This window comes from Mesorhizobium alhagi CCNWXJ12-2 (assembly GCF_000236565.1).
Lineage (GTDB): Bacteria > Pseudomonadota > Alphaproteobacteria > Rhizobiales > Rhizobiaceae > Allomesorhizobium > Allomesorhizobium alhagi.
Window position 1 is genome coordinate 1 of sequence record NZ_AHAM01000240.1, and the last position, 1,299, is coordinate 1,299.

A 1,299-nucleotide genomic window follows, 5' to 3' on the forward strand; every position below is an offset into this window, starting at 1 on the left:
GACATCATCAACGCCGCTATCGCGCTTTTCATCACCGCCAAATCCGGCATGATCGACCGGATCGTCAAGCTTGGGAGGCGCGCTTGGACGAGATCATAGTCGCCATTCTGCGCTCGGGCACGCCGCTCGTCTATGTGACGCTGGCGGGCGTCATCGCCCAGCGCGCCGGCATCTGGCATCTCGGTCTTGAGGGGTTGATGATCACCGGCGCCTGCGCCACCATCCTCGGTATCGTGCTGACCGGCTCGCTCGCGCTGGGGCTTTGCATTGCGGTCGTGCTCTGTATCGTCGGCTCGGTCCTGTTGTGGTTCGTGGTCGAGAAGCTCGGGGCCAACCAGATCATCGCGGGCTTGGGGCTGACCGGGCTTGGGCTCGGCGGCACCGCGCTCGCCGTGCAGTCGATCTTCGGCGCCCAGGCGGCGGTAACCGCTCCCTTCGGCCTGCCGCGTCTGGGACCCGCCTTCGGCGCCTATGGCGCGCTGTCGGTGTTGGTGCTGTTGATGCCCGTCTTCGTCTTCTGCATCTGGGTGCTGCTCCGGCGCACGCGCTTCGGGCTGAGACTCGCGGCTTCCGGCGAGCACCCTTTCGCCGCCCGCGGTGTTGGCGTGAATCCCTCGATGATGAGGCTGGTGGCGCTCGTGCTCGGCGGCGTGCTCTGCGCAATGGCCGGCGCAGAGTTGGCCGCCGGCAGCCTTCAGATATTCGCCCAGAACATGACCGCCGGCCGCGGCTTCATGGGTTTTGCCGCCGTCATCTTCGGCGCCGGGCATCCGGTCGGCGCGACTTTCGCGGCGATCTTCTTCGCTGTCGTCGGCGCGATCGGAATTCGCGCCCAGATCGTCTTCGGCGATCGTATCCCGCACGATCTGCTGCTCGGACTGCCCTATATCGCCACAGTATTCGGCATCTGGCTGAGCGCCAAGCTGCGCGGCGGCGCCAGGGCCGCCGTCGGTTTCGGCGAACTTCGCGATCCGTAGGACAGGACGTGAAGAAAAAGCTCATCATTCTTACCGATCCCGGCCAGGATCAGGCCGCGGCGATCCTCATGATCCTCGGCGCTCCCGAGGCCTTTGAGGTGCTCGGGCTGGTCGCCACCGCCGGCAACATCGATCTCGGCCATACGACCGCTAACTGCCTCAAGCTGCTTGAACTCGCCGGCCGGACCGACATCCCGGTCTTTGCCGGCTGTCCGCGCCCCATAATGCGCGGGCTGGTGACTGCCGAGCATGTGCATGGGCCGACAGGGCTTGACGGGTCGGACCTGCCGAAGCCGACGACCGCAATATCGGCTGGCCCCCG

The 1,299-nt window shown here is 66.2% G+C and carries 2 protein-coding genes; both read left to right on the top strand.

From position 1 onward, the window contains the following. Positions 1-83: 83 nt before the first annotated feature. Entirely contained in the window at positions 84-977 is an 894-nt protein-coding gene (locus tag MAXJ12_RS25785; RefSeq protein ID WP_008839020.1) for an ABC transporter permease, read from the top strand. Between the two features lie 8 nt (positions 978-985). Beyond that, positions 986-1,299 (top strand): nucleoside hydrolase (locus MAXJ12_RS25790; protein WP_008839021.1); only part of this gene is annotated, 314 nt, incomplete at its 3' end.